Here is a 22,753-nt window from a genome sequence, read left to right on the forward strand (position 1 = left end):
TGTACCGGCGGGGACGTGGTGGGACAATTCGGCAATTGGCGTCTGTTGCCGCAAGAGTTCGGGGACGCACTGACATCGCTGACCGTGCTCCGCCCGATCGGAGACTGCGGGCGCGCCCTGTGTGAATGGCTGCGCACCCGAATGAGTGAGGAAGGCGACGTGGTTCCGCGTCTGTCCATCCATGCGCTCGTGCCAGTGGTGCTCATCAAGGACGCCACGTTCAACGGGTTGCTGGCGGACCTCGATACGGGCAGGACGGCTCTAGCGGACACTACGTCTCGGATCCTGCCAAACGTATTCCGTGAACCACGGGCAGGCATCGACGAAATACGCCGTGCGGCCCGCGCTGCGGCATCCGAGGCGCGCATCATTGGGGAGCTTGTCTCCCCGCTGGGGGACCCGGTATGGCGGGCCGAGTGGAGCTATCCGTACCACGTGGCGGCACTGGCCCGGCAATATCGCACGACCACGCCGCTGGCCCAGCGCAAGGACGCCCTGCTCAAACTCGGAGAGAGCGTGGCGCGCTGTGTCGGTGTGCTGGCCCTCGCGGTCCTAATCCGTCGTCAGCGGGACTTCACCAGGAAGCTACGCGATCCCTTCACACGGGGTGATGGAGCGACCTTCGGAATGTGGCACAAGCGGATCACGACGCTGGCCGAAGCCGGCCCGGTCCCCGAACTCCCTGAGCTGGAAGGCGCGCTCGACATTACCGGGGATCACGGGCCGCTGAGCCAACTGCTCGCCATGAGAAACCACTCCGGTCACAAGACCAGGGTGCAACCGGAGCACGAGCTGAAGCGGGAGGTCGACGCTTTGGAGCCCGTGGTCGTGGCAGCTCTGGAAGCAGTCGGGTGGTTGTCCGGCCTCCATTGGGACCTGGTGGACATGTGCGCATACACCGGCAACGGGGGGTTCACCCTCCTAGGTCGGCGTTTGCGGGGAAGCCACCCAGACTGGGAGCCCTTCGAGCGCCCGAGCGTCGGCACCGTGGAGCCAAACCGTATCTATGTACAGGGCCCTTCATCTGCGGAGTCGCTGGAACTATGGCCCATCGCAAGGGTCGAGGTGTGCACAGGGTGTGACGCGCGCGAGCTGTTCCTGCTGCACAAAATCGAGGAGAAGGAGCGGCTGATGACCCTGCGCTGTGGCAGAGACCATGAGATCAAGCGGCCAATCGGCTAGCAGGACGCCATTGGATGATGAGGTTGCCGTCCTCGTCGTCCCAGACGCGGGGGATGGGAAGGCGCGCGGCTCGGCAGTACTCCGACATGTCCCATGCGGTGCGGGCCGCCTCCAGGTCCGCGTTCGACCGGTACTCCTTGACGAACAGCCGTATTCCGTCGTCGGTCAGGACCCGCCGGTTGATCGTGTCGGTGCCCATGTGCACCGGCTCGACCACGTCCACGACGAGCCCGTACCGCTCCTCCAGCACGTCAGCTGTCACCGCCGCATCCCAGTCTGCCTCGTTCATCCCAGTCCCGGTCCATGGAGGAGGGGCGGCGCGCGGTGAGGACGGTGAATGTGTTGTCCTCCACGAGGAATCCGCCCCCCGCGAACGGGACCAGGGCCTCGGTGAGTGCCGTCTCGAAGGCATCCTGGCGGTCGCCGAACAGATGGGAGGCCGCGAACGAAGTCGAGTACAGGTAGCCGATGACTTCGGCGATGCTCCATTCGCGGCGAACGGAGATGGTCGCGGTGGTGACCTCGCAGAAGGCCGAAGCGCGCAGCACTTCCTCATACGGCGGCCCGGGCGGGCCGAAGACGCCGTCCCCTGCTCGCCGCTGTTCACCGAGGAACTGCTGGACGACGACGCGCGCGGCTTGCTGCCAGGCACTCTCGGCGGTCCACAGGCTGCGGTCGCTGAACACCGCAAGCACACCGCCGGGGCCCACGTACTCGGCCAGTCGGTCGAGGAAACGAGGCCGGTCAAGCCAGTGAAAGACACGGCCACAGGTCACGAGGTGCGGCTGCCATCCCGCCGGCGGTTCGAAGTCCTCCGCCAGCGCGTGTCGGATCTGCAACCACTGACCGCCGGAGAACGCGGGGCGGAGCACGGCCTCAGCTTCGGCGCACATCGCCTGGTCGGAGTCGACCGCGATCACCTCGTCGAAGTACGGGGCGAGCACGCTGGCAACGAGCCCTGGGCCGGTGCCGATGTCCAGCAGACGCCGTGGAGGAGCCGCGGGCGCCTCGCGGGCGAGAAGGACGGCAAGGTCGACTGGGATGCCGGGGCGGAAGCGCCGGTAGTAGGAGGCAGTTCCGGCAAAGGCGTTCACGAACCCCACCCGCCCCACATGCGCGCGCCGTTCTCCTGGCGCAGGTTCTCCAGCATGGTGTGGGCCTCGTCGACGAGCCCGATGTCGCGATGCGTGATCCCCCAGGACAGCGAGTCGAGCGCGTCCAAGGCCGCGTACGCCCAGCATGCCGCCAGCTCCTCTTCGGTGAGCCGACGGCCGTATCCGTGGTGGAAGGCGGCAAGGAGGTCGGGGCGCTGCAGAAGGATCCGGTAGCGCAGGCGGCTGAAGTCCCGGCGGGCAGCGGGCTGGAGTTCCGCCCGCTCGAAGTCGATGATCCGAAGCCGTTGCTCGGTCTCGTCCCACATCCAGTTCTTGGGCATGTAGTCGCCGTGCGCCGCCACCTGCGGCAGACGCGGCGGAGCCTCCTGGACGAGCGCGCGTACCAAGGTGATCTCATGGTCCGGCACGTGCTGCGCAGCACCGTCGAGCAGCTTCGCAACCGTCGCGCCCCACACCTCCTCGGGCACGTCCGCGGTCATCGGCCCGTCCGCCGCCGCAGCGTGGTGCCGGGCAAGTAGCTCTCCTGCCTGCTCGTAGGCCCTGCGCTCCTGCTCGGCCGGAAGACGGAGCGTGTCCAGACTGCGCCCGGGAACTGCAGTGACCAGGACGGCGCGCGTCTCCGCCTCGGAAGCGACCAGCTCGGGTGCACGGTCGGCGCCGAGGGAGATCGTCCACTTCTGGTAGGCGTCGACTTCACGTCGGTGCAGCTTGCTGCCGGCATGTTGCTTGGCAAACCACCGTTCACCGCCGGGTCCGTTGACCTCCCAGACCGAGGGCCGGATGTTGCCGAGCCGAGGATGTTCGGCTACGACGGTGTACGTGTCGGTCACCGATCCCACCAACTGGTGGAGTGCGCTGGGCATATCGGTCACGTCGCTGCGCCCTTCCGCTGGCCGTGTCGCCCAGCCGAGGCACAGCGTGTGACCAGATGGGCGCGTAGGGTATTCAGGTGTGGGTGGATAGCTTGCCAAGTGCCACTGACAATGGGCTCTGAGCTGGTCATTTGCGTACCCGGAGACGAAGCACGGTGCCGGAGGCCATCTCAAGGAGGGACTCGCCCAGAACTCCGTACCTCCAGCCGAGCGTCACCAGGTGTGGGTCGTTTTCCGCCTCGACGCGCTTCCGCAACTCTCGTACCCGTTCCAGGGCTTCGTCGTGGCTGATGCGAGTGCGCGCCGCGTACTCCTTTGACGTCGCACCGATGGCGACCATCCGCCACGTCTCGATCTCCGCCTCCGCGAAGCCTCCCGGGAAGGTGACCTTCTCGGGGCGCCGGAGCTGCTCGGTGACGAAGCAGGCATGGACGACTGCGGCCCGGCCACGTATGCCGAACTTCTGCCCGCAGTGCTTCAACTGCGCGTTGATCGTTCCAGCCGTGATCGTGAGGTCAGAGGCGATCGCGTCGGTGCTCTTGCCCTCCGCGACCCGTTGGACGATCCGGATCTGCGCGGGTGTCAGGTCGAGCGATTTCTGGAACGGGCGTGCCGGTCGGGCACTCACGGGAGCTCTTGATCCTTTCGGTGAGGAATGGCTGTCAGGCGCGAGCCAGCCACCGACGCCGCTCGGCATCGGTGACCAAGCTCCGCTCGTGGTCGAGTTCCAGCTGGGCAAGACGGGTGTAGTGCTCGACCACATCGGTGCCGAAGGCCTCCTGCGCGAGAGCGCTGTTCTCGAACGCGACGAGAGCATCGGCGAGGGTGGGCGGGACGGAGGTGCCGCCCACCCGGTAGGAGTTGCCCGTCTCTTCCGGACCGAGGGTGAGTTTCTGTTCTATGCCGTGGTCCATGGCCGCCAGGGCCGCGGACAAGGCCAGGTAGGGGTTGGCATCCGCCCCCGGCACGCGGATCTCCAGATGGAGGCCCTCGCCGTGGCCGACAACGCGGACGGCACAGGTGCGGTTGTCGTAACCCCAACTGAACGTGGTTGGCGCGAATGAGCCAGGCGTGAACCGCTTGTAGGAGTTGGTGTTCGGGGCGTAGAGAGGGGCCAGCTCCGGCAGGCCGACGAGCAGGCCCGCGATGGCGTGCCGCCCGGTCTGGGACAGTCCGCCGCCAGGCTCGTTGAGCTGGCTGATGGCCTTCGACCACAGCGACACGTGAAGGTGCAGACCGTTGGTACGGCCGGTTTCCGGGGCTGCCATGAAGGTGGGCGCCAGTCCGGCACGCGAGCCGAGGGTGCGCACCGCGTGCTTGAAGAGCAGGTGCCGGTCGCAGGCGGTGAGGGCGGGCCCGTACGGGAAGGTCACCTCCACCTGGCCAGGCCCGGCCTCCGTCTTGATCGCTTCCACAGGCATTCCAGCACCCGCGAGCGCGCGCTGGAGGTGGCGGAAGAACCGGTCGGAGACCGGATCATGGTCGAGGGCGTAGTCCAGGTTCTCCGTGGCCAGCGGCTGCAGGCCCTGGTACCCGGTCTGCTCCACTTCCGCGTATGTGCCCCTGTAGAGGACGAACTCGGTCTCGATCCCCGCCTTGGGGTGCAGGCCGTGCCTGGACAGCCGGGTCATCTGCTGGTGGAGGACCTGGCGGGGGGCGATCTCGATGGGTGTTCCGTCGTGGGCCACGGCGTCGCCGAGCACGACGGCGGTACGCGGCAGCCACGGCACCACTCGCAGGGTCGACAGGGCCGGCTGCACGGACAGGTCCTGGTAGCCGGTCTCCCACGAACTCAGCGCGAAGCCGTCCGCCGGGCTCATGTCCACGTCGGTGGCCAGGACGTAGGCGCACACCTCAGCACCGTGATGCGCGACGCGCTTGAGGAAGTGATTCGCGTCGTACCGCTTCCCCTTCAGCCTCCCCTGCAGGTCGGGGACGGCGAGCAGCACCGTGTCAATCGCACCCGCCTTGACGAGATTCCGCAGATCGGAAAAGGAGAACGTCTTCGCGGAACGCCCGCCCTGCTCGTGGACGGACGCGGCAGACAGGCGCGCCACAGCACTGCTGCTGTTCGTGGTGCTCGTCATCAGATGACCTCGTCTTCGTACGTAGCCGCCGAGCGGTCGAAGTGCTGGGCCGGCACTTCGTACGAGCTGCCCTGCTTCCGCCACCACCCCCAGGCCAAGGCTAGAACGGCGAGCAAAGCGATCGGCGCGTAGTTGAAGGTCTCCACGGACACCAGGCCGCCGCCGGCGGGGCGCGTCTGCGGCAGGCAGAACAGCACCGTCACGAACACCACCCAGATGACCGCGATCGTGCCGACGGTCACGCCCCAGGTGCCGAGGTTCCACGGTCCGGGCTGGAACCGGTGGCGGTTCTTGATACGCAGGTAGATCGGGATCGCGTACGCCGGGGTGATGCCGACCACGTTGATGCTGGTGATCGCCGCGTACGCGACCGGGCTGTACAGGCTCGGCAGGGTCAGCACAGCGGCGCACGCGACCGCCAGCAGCACGGCCATGCGCGGGGTACCAGTGCGGCCGTCGACCTGGCGCCACAGGTGCGAGCCCGGCAGCGCCCCATCACGCGAGAACGCGAACACCATCCGAGACGCCGCCGCGGTCTCGGCGTTGCCGCAGCACAGCTGGGCGATAATCACCACGAGGAGCAGCGCCTTCGCCCCCGCCACGCCCAGCGCATCCAGGAAGATCTGCGCCGGCGGCACCCCGGTCGCCGTGCCCACGGTGCCCGCGTAGTCCTGGATAGCGAAGGTGAGCCCGGCCAGCAGGACGAACCCGGCCAGCCACGACCAGCCGATCGCGTGGATGATCCCGCGGGATGCGGACACCTGAGCGTCGGTCGTCTCCTCCGACAGGTGCGCGGAGGCGTCGTAACCACTGAACGTGTACTGGGCCAGCAGCAGACCGAGCACCGCTACATAGAGGGGGCTCGACCAGCCGGTGTTGTTGACGAACTCACCGAACACGAAGTCGGCGGACTGGTGGTGGGAGGGCACGATCGCCAGTGCGCCGACGATCACCGCGACGCCGCCGAGGTGCCACCAGACGCTGATGCTGTTGAGGATGCTGACCAGCCGGACCCCGAACAGGTTCAAGGTGGCGTGCAGGACCAGGATGCACAGGAAGATCACCATGACCCTTCCCGGCGTTGGCTCGAAGCCCCACTGCAGGTTGAACAGGGCGCCCGTAAACAGCGCGGCCCCGTAGTCGATGCCGGCGATCGCGCCGAGCAGGCCCAGCAGGTTCAACCAGCCTGTGTACCAGCCCCATTTCCGCCCACCGAGCTGCTCTGCCTGGTAGTACAGGGCACCGGAGGTCGGATAGGCGGAGGTCACTTCGGCGAGGGCGGCGCCGAGGAGCATCACCATGGCACCGACGACGATCCAGCCCCACAGCATCACCGACGGGCCACCGGTGTTCAGCCCGAAGCCGTACAAGGTCATGCAGCCTGACAAGACGCTGATGACACTGAAGGAGATCGCGAAGTTCCCGAACGGCCCCATGCGTCGGGTGAGAACGGGCTCGTAGCCCAGCTCGCGCAGGTACGTGTCGTCGGACTTCCGTGGTGTCGCGTGGCGGTTGGGACTCAGACGGGACATGGGTCGGCCTCCAAGACTCGGAGAATCGGGCGAAAGGGCAGGTTCATGCCAATGGGTTGTGTGGGGTGACGGCTGTCGGTTACGGGTGCGGCCCGGCGCGGGGTCTCCGGGTACGGGCGTAGGAGAGGGACTCGGCGCGCGCCCGAAGGAGCAGCGCCTCACCGGGATCCGGCCCTGCGGCCCCGTCGTGCACTGACGCCCATGGCTCACGGGCCGCATATGAGCCCATCGCCTCGAACACCTCGGCGGCCTCCAGGTACCGGTGCCCCGCCCACAACGCGTAGGCGAGGAGATTCAGATCGGCGACCGAACGGTGCTCGACGGGCGCCTTGTGGAACCAGTCGTGGAAGGCGGTCAGCGTGTAGTCGAGCATCGACTCCTGCGCCCACTGGCGCCGCCACAGCGGATCGGCACGCGACTGTCGTCGCTGCTCGACCTGTGCGTACGCCGGCAGAAGCAGCAGCGGCGATCCAACCGGCCGCTGCGAGGCCACGGATCGGCCGAAGTCGAAGACCGTGGCCAAGGAAGCGCCCGACGGCCCCTCAAGGGCGAGCAAGAACTGCACCACACGGTGGTAGGCCTCGCGGTTGTAGGGATCACGCTGGTTGACCTCGTAGAGCAGTCCCCACGGACCGCTCGGCAGCATCGGTTCGACGGACCTCATGCGGTGTTCCGGCCGCAGCTGGCGGGCGTCGACCTGGGCCAAGGCGACAAGACACACCCACGGCACGGGATCGTGCGGTGCGCGACGGGCTGCAAGCAGCGCCGCACGCCGCGCTCGCATCTCGAAGTCCAGGGTCTGCGGGTGGTGTTGGCGGTGGGCACGCAATGCCCTCTCGACGGCGACGCGAACAGCCATCAGCTGCGCGTCATAACTGTCGGGCTCCTCGGCGAGCCATACGTCGACGACGTCCGAACGGGCGGCTGCCACGGCCAGCAGCTGGGTGCGTGTCGTTCGCAGCGCCCAGTGCGTACCCGTCTGCCAGAGCAGCTCCCGCGCCTGCCTCCAGCGCCCCGCCTGTAGTTCGACCAAGGCCACACGGAGATCGTCGTCGTGGCCGGCGGGGTGGTAGACGAGACGCATCAGAGTCCCTCGGAGGGAATCGTGCGCCGCTGGCGAGCCGGATCGGGGCAGTTCCTCCGATGCAGGCGGACTGTGGGGGTTGACGTGCTCTGCGCGCTGGACGCGAAAGTCATCGGGGGCCTCGGGCAGGTTGGGGGAGGGCCGGAAAATGGATGGAGGTGAGCCGTCGACCGAGCGGAGAGAAGGGACTCGCGCACCGGCCCCGGCTCGCTAGAAGCGGATCTGTCCGATCATGTCGGCGACGCCCGTCAGGAACCGGTTGATGGTCGGGGCCATGGACGTACTCGCCAGGAAGAACCCGAAGAGCACGCAGACGACCGCAGGACCGGCTTTCACGGACTTGCTGCGGATGAGAACGACCACGAGGATGCCAAGCACCAGCACGAAGGAGATGCTGAGCGCCATCAGGAGGCCGCCTCCTCTGCGGGCCCTCGCCGCTCCCGCCGAGCCTGGCTTAACGCGCGCCGCAGGGCGTCTGGCCGCGTCAGCGCACGCGGACCTCGGGGGAAGACATGCCAGTGCATTCCCGGCGGCGTCGTGCTCTCCGCGGACGGCACGACGACGTGGCACTTCTGCCCCAGAGCGACGGTCCCCGGCTCCTCCCACCGGGCCGCGGTGCCCACGGGAACCAGGAAGTACAGTCGAGGCTCCGGACCTCCGTGGTCAAGAATCACCGGGCCGACCGGCTCGTCCCCCTCGTGGAGGATCTCGATAGCGCGTCGGCCTACAGCCTCCACGGCTCGTACGGCGTCCCACCACTCCCCCGCCGAGCACAACTCGGGCTCCTCCCCGATTGGCATCCAGCGCGGTGGGGTCGCGCGAGCTGCGGGATTGTCGTCGGACATGGAAAAGGCCTCCTCACCACTGGGTGTGAAGAGACCATTCCATTCAGCAAGCTACCCTGCGCGGACAGTCTGTCCGTGGGCTTCGCGCGCCAAAGCCCTTGACACAGACTCAGGTTGTGCTAATGCCCGTCCAACTACCAAAGGCTGATAGCTCGTTGGACGGATGGGCGTCCATCCTGAGCAACGCCGCGGTTGTCTCGCGAACGGACGGGTGGAACCGCGTGTGGTTTGGCGCGACCTTCCGTGCACGCTTGAGGTCCGCGAACGCGCCCTCCCGGTCGCCCGTGGCGAGCTTCGCGGAGGCCACGTCGATGAAGTGGTGGCTCGACCGCTCGCCGACGGTCGTGGTGGGCGGAACCCACTCGCCGCCGGAAACCGGAGACCATTCGGTGAGGCGGGCGAGAGCCTGCTCCGTGTCTCCCATGTCGATCATCGCGTGCACCTCGTGGATGCGGATGTTCGTCGGCCCGAACGACATCTCGTACGCCAGGGAGTCCCGGTTTCCCGCCATGCGTGCGACCTGCTCCGCCTCCCGCAGGTACGAGTCGGCGCGGTCGGCGTTGTTCTCCCGGGCTTCGAGGACGGCCAGCTTCAGCAGCAGCGCGCCGTCGACGGCGAGCGCGTCCTCCGTGAACGAGCGTTCCGGCTGGAGCCGCTCCAGCTCGGTCCGCAACGCAAGGAGCTTGCGGCGCGCCGGCGAGTACGCGCCCTGGCGAAGCATCGCCCCGGCGACGAGGTAGCCGGCCGTGAACTGCATCAGAGGGTCGCCGGAGCGGTCGGCCGCCCAACGGACACGCTCCAGCGCCGTGTTCGACAGGTCGTGGTGGCCCATCTTGTGGGCAAGGGAGTTCACGGCGCGGTAGGCGCGAGCCAGGTGCCAGAAGGCCTTGCTCCGGTCGCCGTTGCCACCGCCGAGAGCCACGTGCGTCAGTTCGGTGATGATCGGCGGCAGCAGGGGGCCCATCGGCGCGTACCGGGCGTCGCGACGCAGGGCCGCCACCTGGTCGACCTCCGACGCGAGCACAGGAAGCGCCCGCGGGGAGATCTCCAGGTCGTCGGGGCTGTCGTAGCAGAGCAGGAGGCGGCGGAGCTCGGGTATGACGGCGTGGACGCCGTCCTCGGCCTCCGGCTCACCGTAGTACGGCTGGCCGGTCAGGACCTCGGGGCCGAAGCGCAGCGCCTTGGCGAGAGCCAGCACTAGGGAGGGTGAGGCCTTACGCGCGCCCGACTCCAACTTCTGCACGTAGCTCGGGGATACCGCAACCTTCTGCGCTAGTTGGGCGGCGGACAGCTTCCGTGTCCTGCGAGCGACGCGGAGACGGTCTCCCAGTGTCAGGTTTTCACTCATCGGTAGAGCTGTCCCTTCGCGATGAAGCACTTCGATCAGAGTACGGATAATGTCCAAGCCTGCGCCCCTGGTCGCCAACTGTTAACAGAGCCGACGGCCGAGTGCCCACGGGGTGGATCTGCGGCACGGACCAGAGACACGTCGCTCATCCCTCCTGGGCCTCCGGTCGCACGACCGAAGTAGGGCATGTCGTGATGAAGCGGACACGAAATGAGTACAGTTACGACCCTCCAGTCAAGAGGTGGGCGTCGAAATAGCTACGGACAGTTTGTCCGCGTGAATCCTCCACGTGCCGGAAACCCGCGCTCCCCATCCGGCGCAGACAGTAACGAGGTACTTACGGCGAGATGAGGGCTGTCCTGTCGCAAAAGTCAGTCGTACACCTGCCGCTGAGCTGTGTGGACTGGATTGGGTGAGACGAGTGGACACGGTTCGTTGAGACGGACGGCGACTTCCTGTGACAGAAACCTGTAGGGCGGTCCGAGCGGCCGCAGGTCGCGCCCGAGTCGATCCGTGGTCGGCTCGACGAGAATGCGGATGAGCTACTCGACATCGTTCATCAACTCATCCAACGCCTGGCGAGCCAAGGGAACAAAACGTTGCTGGCAGCTCTCTACGAGGGCGTTCCTCTCGGCAGCACTGGAGCGATAACGCTCCTGCTGCTCCTCGCTCAATGGATCCTTGCTCAACAGCATCAGGGACTCGATTGACGGCTCGATATTCAGATCTATAGCTTTCGCATACTCGTCGGCGGCCTGCGCGACATCGGCTGGCCCTTCCAGCTGGACTGCGTCGGCTGCGCGGCGAGTCGCACGCACGGCGTCGATGGCTGCACCCCGCCTGATGTCATAGCGGTGTTGGTCAAACGGTTCCACCGTCAGTCGGCCCAGCTGCCAAATGGCCCCTTGAGCCTCGTGAGCAGCGTCCAGCAGGCCCTGGTAGGCAGCTTGCCTGCGGTCCCTGCGCCATTTCCGGTGCTCGACGCGCAGTTCGCGACGTTGAGTGCGATCCCGCGCAGCCTCTTCACGTATCTGCTGTTGTTCCAGGGCTTCGTTTCGGCGCCGCTCGGTCTGAGCGGTCACGAACGCCGTCAGACCACTGCCGAGCAGGGTCCCGCAGATTGCGATGACTGTCGTAATCAAGCTACTCGCCACGTTGGCCTGCGCTCTCCCCTCGTTGCCGTTCCACGGAGGCCCCACCGGAGCCCGCTTGGCCGAGGAGGTTTCGCGGTCGGGCCTCGGGCCGCTGTGCGGGGTGCCCGAGCGAGTTGCGCAGCCGAATGCCGCTAAAACCGCAGGTGCTGGAAATGATGGTCTCCCAATACGGCCACAGGACGTCCAGGACCCGCAGCTGGATGCCGGCCTCGGCATGCAGGGCAAGGAGGTCACCGACGGATTCGGGCGGCCCCAGCGGCTCGACGGGCTCTTCCGCGACGTAGGCGTGCGGGACGGGCTCACCAATGGGGCGGAAGGGAGTGGAGTCGAACCGGTAGGCGTAGAGGCGAACGCTTCGGATCTCCTCCAACCAGTCGTACTCGATCGCGTGTACTCGATCGCCCCCGCCTGGGCCGATGATCCGCTCGCGGTCTGACGGGGACGTGTCGGGCGTCACCCATGCCATCGCCCTGGGACACTGTCTGGGAAACCAGTAATCGGGGGCGCGGACTGCGTCGACGGCCCAGACGAAGGCCCCCTGGTCCTTCGACGTCGGGGAAACGCGCGGGACGAAGCGGGTGATCGTCGGATCCTCGGAGAAGTGCAATACCTGTCCAGGTTCTGGCCGCATCGGGGCATCGTAAGTCCACATGCACAGTTCGTGTCTTCCGCATTTCCAGGCACGCCACTGCGGGGCACCGGAACGAGCCACAAGGTGGCCGGTGCGGGAAGCGCCGAGCGTCAGGGGAGCCATACTGGGATCCGCCTCAACAACTGCGGGTCGGACGCCGCCATGCCGTTGTCGCCGACCGGTTCATGCGTGCGGCACCAGGCGGGGCAGAGGTTGGAGTTCATGTGGCCGCCTCCTTGCGGACTCCGTGGAAGGCCGTCCTGATCACGGCTCGTTGCGCGTCGTTCAAGGGAGGGGCCGCGTCCACACAGGCGTCGATCCGCACCCAGTAGGCAGCGTTCCGTCCCGGGGCAGGATCGCGGACGGGCCGGGCGGCGCTTCAGGCCTGTTGTTCGGCTTCGCTGAGAGCCGGGCGGCCGGGGATGCCACGAACATCCCCAGCCGTCGGCGTGTTGGTCGGGGCGATCACAGGAACACTCCGCCGAGCCGGTGACGCTCGATGAGGTCGAGGACCTGGTCCATGACGGCGCCCGGGTCACCGCACCGCTTGATCGCGCCCGCGATGATGTTCCAGAGCTCCGTCACGTTCGCGTCAGCGCCGGACTTGTAGCCCTCGATCTCGGCGAGGGCCTTCTCGACGGCGACGCCCTTAGCGTGCGCGGGTCCGCAGTCGGCACAAAGACCGAAGCTGCTGCCGTTGTCGGCGACGGCCTGCTCGATGGCGGGGCTGCCGTCGTACACGCATACGATGGTGTCGGTGGTCTTCACGCCAGCACCCCCTGGTGGGTGAGCAGGACGCGGACGGCGGCGAGCCGGTGGGCGGGGGCCTGACCTGTGGGGACGACGATGGTCTTCCGGCCAGCGGTCTCGATGTAGAAGGCGTAGAAGCCGTCACGGAGGTCTTCGGGGAGGCCGCTGGGGTCCCACTCGATGAGCTGGATGCCGTGCTCGGAGAGGACGGCGTGCAGCTGCTCGGTGGGGGTGGGCTTGGCGAGTTCGGCGAGGATGCGGTCGACCGCATCCTCGATGCGGGCGTCCCGGGCGGCGGGCGTCTCCGCCGCGTGGACGGACTCTCGGTCGAGCCGTTGGGTCGCGGTCGACGTTGAGGTCTGTGCGATGCGGTGCATAGAGCTGTTCCGATCTCTTACTTCGCGGTAGGTGCGGATTTGCTCAACAGAGGCGGTCCGGCCGGTACCCGGCCCGCCTTCGTCGTTTCCGGCAGACGCTCCGGCCTGGTACGTCGGAGCGGCACCGTTCTCCTCGGGCAGGAGGCCGAGGAAGCGGTGGAGGTCGACTGTTCGGGCGACCCGTCGACGCTTGAGGCGGATGACCTCGACGGGCAGCCTGTTCTCGGCCGCCAGCTGGTACGTGGTGGATTCGGCGAGAAGCAGCGGCCGGCCGACGATCGGCCACAGGGGCACGACGGCCGGCTGGTCGAGGATCTCGGCGATTGACATGGCTGGGACCGTCACGCCGACTCCCGTTCTGGGATGTATGGCTTGAGGAGTTGGGGAAGTTCGCGGAGCGCCAGCACCACCGCGAGGCGGTAGAGGGAGTCGGTGGAGAGCTGCTTCTCTCCTCGTTCGACCTTGGACAGGTGCCCTGGGTCGAGCCCGGAGCGTTGTGCGACAGTCCGAAGGGCCATGCCCCTAGCCGTGCGCACAGCACGGAGAGAATTCCAGTCACCGCGCCGACCCTTGTCCTCGGCCGTCGCCCGTTGCGCCTCACCCTCATCACCGGCGATGCAGAGCGTGAGCATCTACGTCCTCCTCCCGCGCGAACTCATGGCTCACGCAGGCTCTCCACGGCACTCACAGGCCAACTCGACACGCCGAAGAAGATCACCTGAAGAGACCGAACAACGTCACACGAAGGGTGCGGAGATCACAGAGCAGGTTTGCTGGCGGTTTCCTGTCGGCGAGGCGTGAACCAGCCATCCCCGACACCCGAAAATGTCAACGCCCATGCATGCAACACCTGTTGTCGTCAAGGGGTTGACGGAAAATTCCTGCGGACACTTTGTCCGCTCGCCGCACTCGCGTAGTGGAATCGTCTCTGCACGCTCCGTTGCACGAATCCCCGACGGACTCCACCACCCATGCGCAACCCAGGTGTGTCTCCGGCCGAGCCACCGTTCTGCCCCGCCTACCCCGCACTGGAGGAGTGTTCCCATGGCAGCCCGTACGCGCAGTTCAGAGGGCATGGCCCCTGTGCCGACCGGCAAAGCAGTACCCCTTCAGAGTCAGAGAGGTGCAGAAGGAACCGTCGGGCCGACCACAGCCACGATCTCGCCGAAGATCGCCGTCGCGCTGCATGACGGCTACTACGGGTGCACATCGGGCACGGGCTTCAGCAACAGGGCCTTCCTTGAGGTACTCACGCGGACACTGCCTCGCGGACGCCTCCTGGTCATGCCTGTTCACATTTCACGCTCCGATCCCAGTTACGACCCGGCATGGGCGGCCGAGACGGAGGGCATGCTGCGGCAAGCCGGGGCCGAGGTCGTTCCGGTTCCGGGTGGTCGAGCGGCGACCGTCGCCCTCGCGGGCTGCGAAGCATTATGCGAGCGAGTCACGGAAACTGCCCGGAAGCGCCTTGCCGATGCGCCCATGGCACAACTGATCGGTCTGGACATCCCCTTCCTCGGGCTCGGGCCACATCGACGTTCCGACGATCCGTTCAGCCTCCTTCTCCTGCCTCGGTCAACGAGCGAGCTCGCCTCACCGAAGGACCGACGACGCATCCGCTGGGAGCACAACGGCCTGACAGCGGCGGTGCGCGGCGGTGCACGCATCGCCGCCATCTCGCACCACATGCGCGGCCATCTCGAGCAGGTCTACGGCATTCCGCGACACGCGGTGGTCGATCTCCCCAACGGCCTGCTCCCGGGCGACCGCACGGACGTGGCCCCGGCTCCGCTGCCTCCACAAGCCGAAGCGGGGTTCCTGCTGGCCATGGGCCGGGCGGTGGAGAGCAAGGGCTTCGAGGACCTGCTGGAAGCCCTCTACATCCTCAGCACGCAGGGCGAACAGGTGCCGCACCTCCTGCTCGCACCCACAACGCACACAGAGACACTGACCGGCTACCAGCGGCAGCTCCAAGCGATGGTCCACGACTACGCGATCGACGCGACGTTTCTGCCGCGCTTTTCCCCGATATACCGCTCGTGGCTCAGGAGCCCGGCCCTCCGCGGGGTGGTGGTGCCCTCCCGAGCCGAACCGTTCGGGAGGATCCCCCTCGAAGCCTTCGCCTCGGAGGCCGCGCCGGTGGTCGCGACGCGGGCGGGCGGGCTCACAGAGACGGTCGTCGACGGGGTGACCGGGTTCACGGCCGAAGCCCGTGACCCCATGGACCTCGCCCACGCGATCGGGCGGGCGCTTCACATCGGCGCCCGCGAGCGTGACCAGATGCGTGCACGTGGAAGGACGCTGCTCCTGGCGCGCCACGACTACGAGGCCACGATCCGCTCCTACCTGCGCCGGCACACCCCGTGGGCGATGGCGCTCAGCGCCCCCTTGAGGGGTGGAGCGTGACAACCACTGCGCTGGTCTCCCTCAACTCTCCCTATCCTTTCTGGCAGTTATCCGACCGGCACGCCGGACGATTACGGTCCGCATTCCCGGGCGTCCGCTTTCTGCTCGCCCAGGAGCATGACGTCCCCGTCGAGATCAGTACCGCTGACGTCTATTTCGGCTGGACCTTCGACGCGGAGTGGCTCAAGGCCTCCCCACGGCTCCGCTGGGCGGCCACCCCATCCGCAGGCATCGATCACTGGCCGGTCACCGCGCTCGATGTCGCCGGCATCACGCTCACCCGCGGGTACGGCTACCACGGGAGGCCGATGGCCGAGCACGCGATCGGCCTGCTTCTCGGCTTCTCGCGGGGCCTGTTCACGAGTACACGGCTTCAGACCCGGTCCGTCTGGTGGAAGGACGACCTCGCCGACAGCTTCTTCGACCTGTATGGCGAGACGCTTACGATCGTCGGCTGCGGCTCTGTCGGCATCCGCCTCGCCGAGGTGGCACATGCCTTCGGAATGCACGTCATAGGCGTACGGCGCAACCCCCCTCACTCCGAACCAGGCGGGATCGAATGGGTGCCGGCACACCGTGTTCGTGAAGCCCTCCCGCGTTCGCGTGCCGTCGTCAACCTGCTTCCCGCGAACGACGAGACGCACGGGTTCTTCGACGAGAGCACCTTCAAGGTGTGCCGTCCGGGGACGGTCTTCATCAACCTCGGGCGGGCCAGCACCGTCGACCACCACGCGCTCCTCGGCGCCCTCGACCAGGGCCCGCTGGCCGGCGCCGCCCTCGACGTACAGCCGCGCAAGCCGCCCGCGCTCGACGATCCGCTCCGCCACCACCCGCGGATCGTGCTCACGCCGAAGAGCGCTGTCTTCAGCCACGCCTACATGGACCAGGCGGTCGCCTTCTTTGCCGACAACCTCCGGCTTTTCCTCGCCAGTCAGCCCCTCAACGGTGCTGTCACTCCCAACCCACGGAGGGCCTCATGACCCACACTGAACAGCAGCTCCCCAGGACCGACCTGTTGCGGCAGTTCGCCGAGTCGGGTCGGAACCATCCCTACCTGGCCTTCACGCTGAACTCCATCTGCAACCTCGACTGCGTCTTCTGCAAGCCACGGTGCATGCCCGACTACGGGCACAAGGACAAGACGCTCACGGTCTCCGACTACGCGGGCATCGCGAACGAGGCCGGGCTCTGGGGCATCCGCAAGGCGCACTGCTCGGGTGGGGAGCCGACGCTGCGTGCCGACATCCTCGACATCATCGGAGCGCTCTCCGCCGGTCTCGGCGACGAGGCGACCATCGGCATGACCAGCCACGGCAACCTGCGCCGCGGCCTGACCGTGGACGCGCTGCACGATGCCGGGCTCACGTACCTGAACGTCAGCCTGCACAGCCTTGATCCGGAACGGTCCACCGAGATCATGGGTGGCGGCGATCCGCGTGTATCTCGTGCCACGATCGACCGGGCACTCGAACTCGACCTCAAGGTCAAGATCAATTGCGTGCTCCAGCGGTCGTACCTGGACGACGCCTTCGGTGTCGCCGAGCTCGCCAGGCAACTGCCCGTCGCCGTACGGCTGATCGAGTTGCAGCGCATCGGTCCGGCGGAGGCCCTGTTCCCCACCGAGTTCGTGCCCGAGGCGGAGGTCCGCGAACGCCTGCACGCCTGGTTCGAGGAGGCCGGCGAGATCTCCCGTACCGAGCTGGGAGTGCGAAGCCCGGGGCGGTACCTGCAGCCGCCCGGCTGGGCGGGCTCCGTCGGATTCATCTCCAACTCCTCCTGCGCCACCTGCTCCGACGCCAACCGCATCAAGATCACGCCGACCGGTATCGCCCGGCCCTGCATCCTCCACAACCGCGACATCCCCCTGAAGCCGCACCTCGCGAACGGCAGCATGCCCGACGCCTACGCCCACCTCTTCCGCGCCATGCTCGAGCGTGACAGCAACGAGGCCTGGCAGGGCTTCCACTACGTCGACTACGACCTGCGCTGGGACCGCATGGAGCGACCGCAGGGCGTGCCCGTGCTTCCCCTGCTGCCCGTGGCCAGCGGTACGGGTGGGAGCTGCTCGCTTCGTCGGCCCGGAGGTGAGTCCGAGTGACCACGGTCCGCCCCACCTCGTCGTACGCGCAGCTCGGCGTCGTCTACGCCGAGCAGTTGGCCGCCCAGGGCGTCACTGCGAGCATGCTCACGCACAAGTGGCAGGTCGGCGACCTCATCGCGCCGCACTCGGACATCGACATCCGCGTCATCCTCGACCAGACCCCCGACTCGTGGTGGGAGTGGAACGAGCGGCTGGCCGCCGCCCACCACCGGGCGGTGGCCATGGACCCGGCCCACAGCCGACTGCTCGAACATCCGCCCGGGTTCGCGTTCACCGCCGACGAGCTCGACCGGAACCAGGTGTCACCAGCCGAGATCTCCACCTGGAGCCTGGTCACGGGCAACGCGGCCACTCTCCGGCGGTGGCAATCCAGTGCGCAGATGCTGCCATGGAGCCGCGCGGACGAGAGGTTCTACCGCGGGATCCTCGACGCACGGATCGGAGGCCGCTACCAACTCGACAAGGACAGCACCGACAACGTCCACCACGACCTCGACGGCTACCGAAGGCACTGCGTGGCCTGGCACTACGTGGCGCCGTGCTGGTTCGCGTCTGCGGCCCTCGCCACGCGCACCCGCTGCCCCGGGAAGACGGCGGCCCTCACCCAGTGGCACCCCGGCGAACTCGAATCCCATGCCGAGAGGTTCCTTCGCCTCTCCGCCACCACCTCGGATCCGGGCCTCTCTCCCACGCAGCTACTGCGCACGGCCCACATCACCGTGGAGGCCGTACTGCGCCGCACACCGCCCCCCAGGCCGCTGCCGGAGGCGGTGGATGCGAAGTCAGCGGCCTGGACCACGGCCGCCGGCATGCTCCGCGTACGCGTCGCCCGCTGGATCTACTACCTGAATCCCCCGCCGGAGACCGTGACCGGCTACCTGATCGCTCGTGAGCAGAAGGAACTCCGTTCCGCCCGGAACACCCTGACCCGCCTCGCCGACCTCACCTCCGGTGACAACGCGCTGCTCGTGAAGGCTATGACGGAGCTGCTGCCACCAGGCCCGACCACGGCGAGCACCCTTCACGACCTCCTCGCCCTGTGGGGGCGTCACCGCTCCATCGTCGACGACTTTCTCTCCGCCAACTCCGCATGACCAAAGGGGCTCTCCATGACGTCCTCCGTGCTGACCGGCGCCCAAAGGACCCTCAAGACCGCGAAGATCAAGATCACGACCAAGTGCAACCGCCACTGCGACTTCTGCATCTTCGCCGAAGGCGGTCAAGGCGAGAACATGCCGCTGGACACGTTCAAGCAGGTCCTCGACCGCCTTGGACAGATCCCGTTCCGGCAGCTGCACATCAACGGCGGAGAACCCACCGTCCATCGCGACTTCAGCGAGCTGAGCGGCCTGGCTCGTGACCGTTTCCCGGGCCAGGTCATGGTGCTCGGCTCCAACGCGATCACCCTGGCCCGCAACGAGCGCCTCCTCCAGGCGACCCTCGCGCACTACGACCAGGTCCTGATCGGCTGCGACGAGGAGCACGACAACTACGACGAGGTCAGCGCCGTCATCCCGGTACTCCGGGAGGCCGGAAAGACTGTCGTGATCAACAGCGTGCTGGAGGCCATAGCCCCGGACCGCCTGCGGCAGCTGGCGTCGATGTGTGATGAGTACGGAGCCATCCACGTCACCAACCATGTCCACCACATCGATGTCGGCCAGCCTGCCAACGATCTCGGTGGGCTCTGCGACCGCAACGTCGACCAGCACCTCATGATCGAGGTCGACGGCGACTGCTACCGGTGCTTCAACGCCATGGCCAAGAACGACAGCGAATTCACGGTGTGGGACGACGACTTCGCCGCCAAGGTCTTCGCGCCGCGCGGCAAGCACTACGACTTCTGCCTGAAGTGCCACGAGTACAGGGACTCGGGTCTTCAGGTCGTCCCCGCCCTCGCCCGCCGCACGGCTTCCGTCTGACCACCCTCTTCCCGGAGGTACCCATGCCCGCAGTGCTCGGTCTGAACTTCCACCACGACACCTCTGCCTGCCTCGTCGTCGACGGCCGCATCTACGCAGCCGAGGAGGAACGATGGAGCGGCGTCAAACACAACCGCACAACACGCAAGGGCATCCTCACCGCTCCCACCCATGCCCTCGACTGGTGCCTGCGGTCCGCCGGCATCACCGCCGACGACATCGACCACGTGTGGACCCCGTCCATGCGGCCCAGCCCACGGCACGGATCGTGGGCGTCCACGGAACAGGCCGAGCTCGCCGCCCTGCTCCCCCGGGCGCTCGGGCAACGGTTGAAGCTCATCTCCCACCACACCGCGCACGTCCTGGCCGGCTATCTGCTCTCCGGCGAGGAACACGCCGCCGGACTGGTCATCGACGCGGGCGGGTCCCCCCTCGGCACGGACATCGCGTCGGGACGCGAACGGATTACCGGCTACGACCTGAGGCCTGACAGCATCGACCGGATCCACCAGGTCGCACCAGCCATCGCCCCCGGCCCATCCGGGCCCGTGCGCACCCACCCGTCGCTCGGCCACTTCTACCGCAACCTGGCGCTGCGAGTGATTCCGCCGGGCAACGAAGTCGAAGGCAGCATGATGGCCCTGGCCGCGTTCGGGGACCCGGACCACTACTACAAGGAACTCAGCGACCTCGTCCATCTCGGCGAGCACGGGCACGTACACGTCGCGGTGCCATGGGGCTCGTACGACGCCGACACTCCGCTCGGGATCGAAGGCGCCATCTGGACCGCGCAGTCTGCCGACTCGAAGCCGCTGGACGCCCGCGCCGACCTGGCCGCGGCAGCACAGCGCGTCTTCGCCGAGGCGGTCATCCACGTGGCCCGTCACCTGCGCCGTCTCACAGCCGCCCGCACACTGGTCTTCTCCGGCGGCTGCGCCCTGAACTCCCATCTCAACGGCACCCTCGCCGAGGAGTCCGGCTTCGAGAACCTGTTCGTCGCCCCAGCGCCGCACGACGCCGGCACCGCGGTCGGCGCCGCCCTTTACGCCTGGAACTACGTTCTCGGACAACCCCTCCTGCCGACACCCGAGGACGCTGACTGGGGCCCGCTCCCCGGCCCCCTCCCCGACGGAGCGCTCGCGGACGGCTACCGCAGCGTCTCCGGCCTCGGTGAACGGCTGATCCCAACCGTCGCCGCGCTCCTCGCGGGCCACCACGTCGTCGGCTGGGTACGCGGCGGCATGGAGTTCGGGCCCAGGGCCCTCGGTCACCGCTCGATCCTCGCCCACCCCGGCAAGGCGGAGACCAAGACCCGCCTGAACACCCTCAAACAGCGAGCCGAATACCGCCCGTTGGCGCCCCTGGCACTGGCCGAGGAAGCCGACGCGTGGTTCCTCGGGGACGGCGACCCGTTCATGAACCGCGTCGTACGCGCCCGGCACTGCAAGTCCGACCGGATGCCCGCAGTTGTCCATCACGACGGAACCGCCCGTCTCCAGACCGTGAGCCGAGGGCACTCCGGCGTCCGCCCGCTCCTGGAGGAGTTCCACCGGCTCACAGGCGTGCCCGTCCTTTTGAACACCTCCCTGAACTTCAAGGGAACGCCCATTCTCCGCACCGCCGAACAGGCCGTCGCCGCCGCGGTCGAGCTCGGTCTCGACGCCTTGGTCGTCGAGGACACGCTGGTCCTCGCCCCACACGTGCGCATCGACACAGCCGTGTCGGCCTCCTACGGAACGGACCGCGCATGACCAGCACCCCCGCCGTGAAGGACCAACTCGGCTTCCAGGACTGGCCGGAGCCGGAACGAGAGCGCGGGCGACTCGCCGCAACCCTCGCCACGACGATCTACGCCGGTCACGTCCGTGACCAGGGCACTCCCTACATCAACCACCCGGTGCGCGTCGTGACCATCCTGAAGAACGAGCTCGGCGTCACCGATCCCGAACTGCTCATCCTCGGCCTGCTGCACGACGCGCTGGAGATCTCGCCGTCGGCGGAGCCCCTCATAGCGTCCCGCCTGGGCTCAGCCCTCACACAACGGCTGCGCTCCATGACCCCCGACCACAGGCTGGAGCAGCGCCCCAAGCAGCCGCAGGACTCGGACGTCTGGCACAGCAAGATCAGGAGTCTCGGCCCGGAGGAACTCCTCATCCGTCTCGCCGACCGAATCGACAACCTGCGCGACCTGCGGCACTCGCCGGACCCGGACCGCCGGACGCACTTCCTCAACAGCCTGACCAGCACCTACCTGCCGCTCGCCGAGGAGTCCCGCGTCGCGAGCGCACCACTGCGAGCCGCGTACGAGGTGCTCCACACCGAGTACCAGCAGCAGACGGAGGCAGACAGGTGACCCCGGTCGTCCACTCCATGTCGCCGCGGGGCCGCACCGGAGGCCGCGTCTACCTCCGCATGATCCACGACGTCACAGCCGATTCGATCGAATGGCGCACGGTGCCGGACTACAAACGCGCCTACACCGTCCGCCGAGGACGAAAGGTGCGACACCTCGCCCGCCTCGCACCTCACATCCGCGCACTCAGAAACGAGCCGGGCACGTTCCTCTGGGACGACCTCAGCATCCTGTTCTTCACCCCGGAGATGCGGGCCCGGACCGTCTTCGTCTTCCACCACTACGAACCGCTCCAGTTCGACTCCTGGCCTCTCGAACCGCTCCTGTGGCGCAGGCTCTTCGCGGTTCTTCCCCAGTGCCGCGCGGTCGTGTGCGTCGCCCCGTCCTGGGCGGCGTTCCTCCAGGAACGCGGGGTGAACAACGTCCAGGCGATCTACAACGCCTTCGACCTCGCCGAGATCGACAGAGTCCGCGGCATGGACCCGGCCGAATGCAAGGCCCGCCTCGGTCTTCCCCAGGACGAGATCACCGTGTACGCGGGCAAAGCCGTGCACTGGAAAGGCGTCGAGACGGTCGCTAAGGCCATCAAGGGCGAACCCGGGCTCCGTCTCGTGACCACCGGAAGCAACACCATCGGCTCCCCGGGCCACCACTTCGACCTGCCCCGCCCCCGGTACCTCGAACTCCTGCGGGCCTGCGACGTCGGTGTCTTCACTCCGCGCATGCGGGAAGGGTGGAGCCGGTGTGCCGCAGAGGCCCTGCTTCTCGGCATGCCCTGCCTCATCCAGCCGATCGCCGGACTCGGTGACCTTGCGCGTCTGGCCGAGCAGCCGCCCCCGGATCCACGCCGGCTGGCCCGGCAGATACGGGAGCGGGCGGACGCGGCGCCCGACGAGTCGAAGGCCGTGTACGAGACGCTGGCCCGCTTCGACACGACGTACTTCCGCGACGCCTGGTCCCGCCTCCTCGCACAGGCGGCGGGACCGTGATCAGG

Annotated in this window: 22 protein-coding genes and 1 pseudogene; 9 read left to right on the forward strand and 14 right to left on the reverse strand. The window is 67.6% G+C overall.

Annotated features, from left to right (window positions below; translation table 11 throughout):
• A pseudogene (locus AC5WS8_RS04395) lies at positions 1 to 1,182 on the forward strand (N-6 DNA methylase); the annotation flags it as partial.
• On the opposite strand, the gene AC5WS8_RS04400 reads toward AC5WS8_RS04395, so the two are convergent.
• From AC5WS8_RS04400 to AC5WS8_RS04465, 14 genes are all read right to left on the reverse strand, one after another.
• Complete coding sequence (locus AC5WS8_RS04400; protein WP_496101954.1) at positions 1,163 to 1,444, reverse strand: hypothetical protein; 282 nt, start codon at positions 1,442 to 1,444, stop codon at positions 1,163 to 1,165. The pseudogene AC5WS8_RS04395 and the gene AC5WS8_RS04400 overlap by 20 nt on opposite strands.
• Positions 1,434 to 2,276: a class I SAM-dependent methyltransferase gene (locus tag AC5WS8_RS04405; RefSeq protein ID WP_496101955.1), complete on the reverse strand. Its 843-nt coding sequence runs from the start codon at positions 2,274 to 2,276 to the stop codon at positions 1,434 to 1,436. Before AC5WS8_RS04405 ends, AC5WS8_RS04400 begins: the two co-directional genes overlap by 11 nt.
• A complete protein-coding gene (locus AC5WS8_RS04410) occupies positions 2,273 to 3,160 on the reverse strand; it encodes a phosphotransferase (protein WP_496102402.1) in 888 nt (295 codons plus the stop codon). Before AC5WS8_RS04410 ends, AC5WS8_RS04405 begins: the two co-directional genes overlap by 4 nt.
• A gap of 136 nt (positions 3,161 to 3,296) precedes the next feature.
• Entirely contained in the window at positions 3,297 to 3,797 is a 501-nt protein-coding gene (locus AC5WS8_RS04415) for a LuxR C-terminal-related transcriptional regulator (protein WP_496101956.1), read from the reverse strand.
• Positions 3,798 to 3,831: 34 nt separating this feature from the next.
• On the reverse strand, positions 3,832 to 5,256 hold the full coding sequence (locus AC5WS8_RS04420; RefSeq protein WP_263233536.1) for a glutamine synthetase family protein: 1,425 nt from the start codon (positions 5,254 to 5,256) through the stop codon (positions 3,832 to 3,834).
• A complete protein-coding gene (locus AC5WS8_RS04425; protein WP_263233535.1) occupies positions 5,256 to 6,788 on the reverse strand; it encodes an amino acid permease in 1,533 nt (510 codons plus the stop codon). Before AC5WS8_RS04425 ends, AC5WS8_RS04420 begins: the two co-directional genes overlap by 1 nt.
• A gap of 79 nt (positions 6,789 to 6,867) precedes the next feature.
• On the reverse strand, positions 6,868 to 7,872 hold the full coding sequence (locus AC5WS8_RS04430; RefSeq protein ID WP_496101957.1) for a hypothetical protein: 1,005 nt from the start codon (positions 7,870 to 7,872) through the stop codon (positions 6,868 to 6,870).
• 210 nt (positions 7,873 to 8,082) lie between these two features.
• Complete coding sequence (locus tag AC5WS8_RS04435) at positions 8,083 to 8,277, reverse strand: hypothetical protein (protein ID WP_263233533.1); 195 nt, start codon at positions 8,275 to 8,277, stop codon at positions 8,083 to 8,085.
• A 549-nt stretch (positions 8,278 to 8,826) separates the two neighbouring features.
• Positions 8,827 to 10,065, reverse strand: coding sequence for a helix-turn-helix domain-containing protein (locus tag AC5WS8_RS04440; protein ID WP_496101958.1), 1,239 nt, complete (start codon positions 10,063 to 10,065; stop codon positions 8,827 to 8,829).
• 542 nt (positions 10,066 to 10,607) lie between these two features.
• Positions 10,608 to 11,207, reverse strand: a complete 600-nt coding sequence (locus tag AC5WS8_RS04445) for a hypothetical protein (protein ID WP_496101959.1) — start codon at positions 11,205 to 11,207, stop codon at positions 10,608 to 10,610.
• A 1-nt stretch (position 11,208) separates the two neighbouring features.
• The gene (locus AC5WS8_RS04450) at positions 11,209 to 11,850 is read right to left on the reverse strand and encodes a DUF6886 family protein (RefSeq protein ID WP_496101960.1); all 642 of its coding nucleotides are present in this window, start codon (positions 11,848 to 11,850) and stop codon (positions 11,209 to 11,211) included.
• 465 nt (positions 11,851 to 12,315) lie between these two features.
• The gene (locus AC5WS8_RS04455) at positions 12,316 to 12,618 is read right to left on the reverse strand and encodes a hypothetical protein (protein ID WP_496101961.1); all 303 of its coding nucleotides are present in this window, start codon (positions 12,616 to 12,618) and stop codon (positions 12,316 to 12,318) included.
• On the reverse strand, positions 12,615 to 13,307 hold the full coding sequence (locus AC5WS8_RS04460; protein ID WP_311699075.1) for a hypothetical protein: 693 nt from the start codon (positions 13,305 to 13,307) through the stop codon (positions 12,615 to 12,617). Before AC5WS8_RS04460 ends, AC5WS8_RS04455 begins: the two co-directional genes overlap by 4 nt.
• 11 nt (positions 13,308 to 13,318) lie before the next feature.
• Positions 13,319 to 13,609, reverse strand: a complete 291-nt coding sequence (locus AC5WS8_RS04465) for a helix-turn-helix domain-containing protein (protein ID WP_496101962.1) — start codon at positions 13,607 to 13,609, stop codon at positions 13,319 to 13,321.
• A gap of 850 nt (positions 13,610 to 14,459) precedes the next feature.
• On the opposite strand from AC5WS8_RS04465, the gene AC5WS8_RS04470 reads away from it, so the two are divergent.
• The 8 genes from AC5WS8_RS04470 to AC5WS8_RS04505 are packed head-to-tail and all read left to right on the forward strand — an operon-like array spanning position 14,460 to position 22,748.
• A complete protein-coding gene (locus tag AC5WS8_RS04470) occupies positions 14,460 to 15,383 on the forward strand; it encodes a glycosyltransferase family 4 protein (protein ID WP_496101963.1) in 924 nt (307 codons plus the stop codon).
• Entirely contained in the window at positions 15,380 to 16,363 is a 984-nt protein-coding gene (locus AC5WS8_RS04475; protein ID WP_496101964.1) for a D-2-hydroxyacid dehydrogenase, read from the forward strand. The genes AC5WS8_RS04470 and AC5WS8_RS04475 overlap by 4 nt, the downstream gene beginning before the upstream one ends.
• Positions 16,360 to 17,481 carry a radical SAM protein gene (locus AC5WS8_RS04480; RefSeq protein ID WP_496101965.1) on the forward strand — a complete coding sequence of 374 codons (1,122 nt, stop codon included), beginning with the start codon at positions 16,360 to 16,362 and terminating at the stop codon, positions 17,479 to 17,481. Before AC5WS8_RS04475 ends, AC5WS8_RS04480 begins: the two co-directional genes overlap by 4 nt.
• On the forward strand, positions 17,478 to 18,578 hold the full coding sequence (locus AC5WS8_RS04485; RefSeq protein WP_496101966.1) for a hypothetical protein: 1,101 nt from the start codon (positions 17,478 to 17,480) through the stop codon (positions 18,576 to 18,578). Before AC5WS8_RS04480 ends, AC5WS8_RS04485 begins: the two co-directional genes overlap by 4 nt.
• Positions 18,579 to 18,593: 15 nt before the next feature.
• On the forward strand, positions 18,594 to 19,406 hold the full coding sequence (locus tag AC5WS8_RS04490) for a radical SAM protein (protein WP_496101967.1): 813 nt from the start codon (positions 18,594 to 18,596) through the stop codon (positions 19,404 to 19,406).
• A gap of 23 nt (positions 19,407 to 19,429) precedes the next feature.
• Positions 19,430 to 21,157, forward strand: a complete 1,728-nt coding sequence (locus tag AC5WS8_RS04495; protein WP_496101968.1) for a carbamoyltransferase C-terminal domain-containing protein — start codon at positions 19,430 to 19,432, stop codon at positions 21,155 to 21,157.
• Positions 21,154 to 21,759 carry an HD domain-containing protein gene (locus tag AC5WS8_RS04500; RefSeq protein WP_496101969.1) on the forward strand — a complete coding sequence of 202 codons (606 nt, stop codon included), beginning with the start codon at positions 21,154 to 21,156 and terminating at the stop codon, positions 21,757 to 21,759. The genes AC5WS8_RS04495 and AC5WS8_RS04500 overlap by 4 nt, the downstream gene beginning before the upstream one ends.
• Positions 21,756 to 22,748, forward strand: a complete 993-nt coding sequence (locus AC5WS8_RS04505) for a glycosyltransferase (protein WP_496101970.1) — start codon at positions 21,756 to 21,758, stop codon at positions 22,746 to 22,748. The genes AC5WS8_RS04500 and AC5WS8_RS04505 overlap by 4 nt, the downstream gene beginning before the upstream one ends.
• The last annotated feature ends 5 nt before the right edge of the window (positions 22,749 to 22,753 follow it).

The sequence above is a fragment of the Streptomyces sp. PTL18 genome, from assembly GCF_059510295.1.